This window comes from Pseudomonadota bacterium (assembly GCA_018817425.1).
GTDB lineage: Bacteria > Desulfobacterota > Desulfobacteria > Desulfobacterales > RPRI01 > RPRI01.
The window spans coordinates 1-4,471 of sequence record JAHITX010000002.1; the positions used below are offsets into that span (position 1 = coordinate 1).

The following is a 4,471-nucleotide window of genomic DNA, read 5'->3' on the forward strand; positions in this document are numbered from 1 at the left end:
GCAGTATCGGACCAGTTCATCTCCTGATGTCTTGAAAAACATTATGTTTGAGAAGTGACCGGTTGCATTGGTCAATGCACCAAGAAGAAAGGCGGATAAAAAGATACGCGACTCTATGCCGCCTATTCCCTTGAAGTGAATAGCATAATATTCGGCCCCACGACCGATCTGCCGGGATGCCTCTACAAGACCATTTGCCAAAACATCTCCGATACCTCTCCTGTAAGCAATATCTCGCACCAGCCTGTGAAGGGTTGCAGCATCCCAATCAAGGGCCAATCCGCCAGTATCAGCTTTTGTAATAATTTCTTTCTCATAAAGTTCAATAGCCATAGCTACTATGCCTGAAATGGAAATCTGATCCATTCCAAGCCGGTTGCTCATTTCGGCAAACCGGAGTGCTTGGGGCCATCCTGTAACACCGCAATTGATAGCCGTTATAATCGGATTCAATCCGCAAGATATTGGCAATGCCAGCCCGTCAAGCTCACCGCCTTTTTTTCCGGCCATATAATGTTTGCATCCAACAGGGCATGAAAAGCAACTTCGCCTACTCCGGTAGATTTGATCCAGTAGCTTATCAATATCGTAGTCTTTCAGCAACTCCGGCCCGGCGGTATTGCGAAAGTTCCGGTAAGCAAGTCCGCCCGTATTGACCACACCTTCTAAATGAGCCAGGCCCTTGCCGTATTTACGGAAGTTTTCATTCTGCAGTTTTGGGATTTCTTTGCATAATTTGTTTACTATCTTAATAAATTTCTTAGGGTCCGCCACACTAATACCCTGACTTCCAAAGGTAGCAATAGCCTTTAGATTTTTTGAGCCCATCACCGCTCCCATCCCTGTTCGCGCAAATGCCGAGTATTTATTGGCAATTATACTTGCATCCCTTACAAGATTTTCTCCGGCAGGCCCAATGCTCAATACTGTGTACAGCCTTCCCAGTTCATCCCATACAGCATCGGTTGTTTCCCAGGTATCTTTGCCCCATATGTGACCAGCTTCACGAATCTCAACTTCATCCCCTATCTTCAAATACACGGGCCTATCTGCCTTGCCGGTGATAATAACATGGTCATAACCTGCAAACTTCAGCATTCCCATGTGCCCGCTGCCTGATGAGCCGAGAAACCGGGAAGAAGGTGATTTACCGGTAATATTGGATTTGCCTGCACCAGGAGTCAGTGTCCCAACCAGAGGCCCTACACCTAGTATAAGAGCATTTTCAGGCGATAAAGGCTCGACATTCGGTTCAATATAGTCATAAGCCAGGCGAGCATTGATTCCGGCACCACCAAGAAACTTATAAATTAATTCTTCATTAAGGGGTATTTTGCTGATACTGCCAGTGCTTAAATCAACTTTTAGGATGTTGCCTGCGTAAGCGTTCATTTTATCCATTGCCTACTCCTATTCGATGCTTGATATTCGGATAACTTCTCCTTCTTCAAAGGTCTCTCTACTTATGTTGATTTTGAGTAAGATCAGACTTTTTCAGGCATCTGATTAAATCCGTCTGCTAACTTTTCGATAACAAGTGCGTCAAATTCACAGTATTGCACACATATTCCACATAAATCACAATCATTTTTAAGCGTTATCTCAAAACTTTCCATATTGTAAAATGGCACAACCATGATTTTTGATTTTGATATATTAAAGGCCTTTTCAGTGGATGTAAAAAAAGAGCAGGCCAGGCTGCATCGAAGACAACCTGTGCAAAATTCCGGGGATATTGTTATTTTTTTGTTTTTCTTTTTAGACATGATTTAACCCCCTTCTGCTTTTTGATAAGGATTTGTTGCATATGTTTTATGGTTTACAGCAAATATGATATTTAAAAAACAATAATTCATCAAGAAAAAAGGGGAATAGCTTTCACATCTTGAATAGTGAATAATGGCTTAATATTTTATATGTTATTGACAATATCCGAGATAAAAACTGACTTTTCTTGTTTTCTTTCACCGCAGTTCATCAATATATTTACTACTGCAATAGAAAAGCTGTTTTTATTTCCCGGATCAAGTCCGGGACAGTATTGTCTCATAGCTTTGCACTTAGGATTGGCCGCTCCTTCCAGTCGCTTTTACTTTCGGCTCACCTTCCGATTCGCTTCACCATTAGACAACTCATAACGAAGATGCCCTTGCCTTCGGCTAATGTTTATGTCTCGAAAATACCTTGACTTATCATATTTAATAAGTTATTAAATTTAATAATGTGGCGCATACGAGAACATCACAATTTAAATAAGATTATTGCAAAATTACCGTTGCAGGTCGTGAAAAAATACGAACTTTGGAAAGATATTGTTTTTCGACATGGGCCAGATATATTACGTGAATTTCCTGGTTTTCATGACGAAAAATTAAAAGGAGAGTTTGAAGGACAACGATCATCACGGCTTAATATTCAATATCGTGTTATTTATTCTATCGAAAAAGAGATAGTATCGGTTTATATCATTGATATAACACCACATAAATATTAGGGGGTTAAAATAATGAAAATTAAAAAAACGGACTATATGCCGGCAAAACAGCATACGATCTTAACTACCGGAGAAGTAATTAAAATGTTGCGTGAACTAAAAGGATGGACTCAAGAGGAATTATCAAAATATTGCTCTATCAATGCAAAAAATATCAGTATGCTTGAAAATGATAAATTAGAAATAGGAAAAAAAAGGGCCTTGCAACTCGCCACTGCATTTAATGTACATCCTGCTATAATTATGTTTCCTGAATACGAATCAAAAGAAATTCAAAAAGCGGCATAACAAAGGGTTCACCGGAAATGCTGGTGAGACATCGAAGATTTTTTTATCAGTTTCTTGCCAATAGATGTAATCGTCTTGTACAAATCAATGGTGGATTTTTAAGCAGATTTTTTTCTGCCACAACATGAAAACCAACAGGACCCCAAAAGCCGGGCCGGTGCTTAAATCGTTGAATGAGCCGCTACGCGGCAGAAAAAACCTCAAATTAGTACATACTCACATAGCAGCCAAATTCCGGGCATTATTTCATGAGGAGATGCATCATGATTTTTTTAAAACCAAATATTGAAAAGCTTCGAAAAAGCCACAATATAAAGGGGCTGCTCAAAGCACTATCCTATAAAGAAGCGTTTATCAGATCAGATGCCGCTTTTACGATCGGTCAGATATTTGAGGGATATAATAAAAGTCCTTTAAAAGACGAGGCATCTACAGCATTAGTACAAACTTTGGTGGATTCTGATTTTAATGTACGAGAGGCCACTGTCTACGCTCTTGGACACATGAGGCAAGTTGAGCCACTGATTGAGATACTTAATAACGGTGAAAAGCAATTACGTATTGTTGCCGCAAAAGTAATAGGATGGAATTTGCAAAACCTGTCAGTTATAGACGCTTTGGTTATAGCTTTAAAAAATGATAGAGATGAAGAAGTCAGGAGTAATGCTGCCAGTTCACTGGGAAGTATAATAGAAGATCGAAAACGTCAATTTGATCAATATGAAGAAAACTATGATAAAAAAATTATCGACGACTGTTGTAAAGTGTTGTTGGAAGCACTTAGAGATACACCATTGGTTTATTCGAATGCTCTCTGGGCCTTGGCCAAATCAAAAAAGAATGATGTTATCCCTCATTTGATTAATGGATTAGGTGATGAAAATGGAGCAGTCCGTAAAATGGCTTCCGTGGGTTTGGGTATGGTAGGGTCTGCCGTAGGACAAGAGGGGGTTAACAGTTTGGTAAGAACTGTACAAAATAATAATGAATCCGTAGAAACACGCAAATGTGCCATTCGTTCTTTGGGTAGTATTAAAAACGATACTGCCCTACAAGCACTGCATTTATTGCATGAAAGTCCAGTCGCTGATAAATTCAATACAACCATTGATTATGCTCTCGGGCAGTATCCATCGAATAAAACAGCGGTAGCAGCAAAACAGCAAAAACAAACAGGGCGATATTGGGCATATATCCATAAGCACGGTCAACTACAAGTAAAAGAGTGGTATCAGGGTAATACTTTTATTCAAGAAGCACCCACATCTCCAAATGTTAAGCATTTCCTTGAAGAGCCTTTTGAAGCAACATCTATTGAAGAGGCAGAGGAGATTGCCGCTAAATTACTGAATCGTAATTAACTAATGCAAGCGAACATAAGGAATAAGGATAGATTTGCGGGGCCACAATCTTATCCGGTGGTTGAACAAGCCCGGTGTCTTTATATAATCCCTTTAAAAGAAAAAGTAACTAAAGGTCTAATGTAGACCTGTCACCATTTGCTGTCTGGTTATCTTTTTGAAATTACCACTTCTGCCGGCTATGCTTAACGTTTCCAAATAAACGATATCATTTGCTTCGTTAGCGGTGGTCGGGATTGTATGAACAGCAAAAATTGTTTTTTAAGTGGGTAAGCTGCTTATTCAAGCTGCTGTCTCTCTCTTGGGAAGTGTCGCCCAATAAACCATA

Annotated in this window: 6 protein-coding genes; 3 read left to right on the top strand and 3 right to left on the bottom strand. The window is 39.6% G+C overall.

Annotated features, from left to right (window positions below; all coding sequences use genetic code 11):
- From KKC46_00740 to KKC46_00750, 3 genes are all read right to left on the bottom strand, one after another.
- Positions 1 to 1,401 (bottom strand): hypothetical protein (locus KKC46_00740; protein MBU1052340.1); only part of this gene is annotated, 1,401 nt, incomplete at its 3' end.
- An 83-nt stretch (positions 1,402 to 1,484) separates the two neighbouring features.
- The gene (locus KKC46_00745; protein MBU1052341.1) at positions 1,485 to 1,766 is read right to left on the bottom strand and encodes a 4Fe-4S binding protein; all 282 of its coding nucleotides are present in this window, start codon (positions 1,764 to 1,766) and stop codon (positions 1,485 to 1,487) included.
- Positions 1,767 to 1,912: 146 nt separating this feature from the next.
- A complete protein-coding gene (locus KKC46_00750; protein MBU1052342.1) occupies positions 1,913 to 2,050 on the bottom strand; it encodes a hypothetical protein in 138 nt (45 codons plus the stop codon).
- Positions 2,051 to 2,221: 171 nt separating this feature from the next.
- Here KKC46_00750 and KKC46_00755 point away from each other — a divergent pair, with 171 nt between their 5' ends.
- The 3 genes from KKC46_00755 to KKC46_00765 all read left to right on the top strand — a co-directional run bounded on the left by KKC46_00755 (position 2,222) and on the right by KKC46_00765 (position 4,143).
- Positions 2,222 to 2,494: a type II toxin-antitoxin system mRNA interferase toxin, RelE/StbE family gene (locus tag KKC46_00755; GenBank protein MBU1052343.1), complete on the top strand. Its 273-nt coding sequence runs from the start codon at positions 2,222 to 2,224 to the stop codon at positions 2,492 to 2,494.
- 12 nt (positions 2,495 to 2,506) lie between these two features.
- Positions 2,507 to 2,782 (top strand): helix-turn-helix domain-containing protein, encoded by a 276-nt coding sequence (locus KKC46_00760; GenBank protein ID MBU1052344.1) that lies wholly within the window; start codon positions 2,507 to 2,509, stop codon positions 2,780 to 2,782.
- A gap of 263 nt (positions 2,783 to 3,045) precedes the next feature.
- Complete coding sequence (locus tag KKC46_00765; protein ID MBU1052345.1) at positions 3,046 to 4,143, top strand: HEAT repeat domain-containing protein; 1,098 nt, start codon at positions 3,046 to 3,048, stop codon at positions 4,141 to 4,143.
- Positions 4,144 to 4,471: the final 328 nt, after the last annotated feature.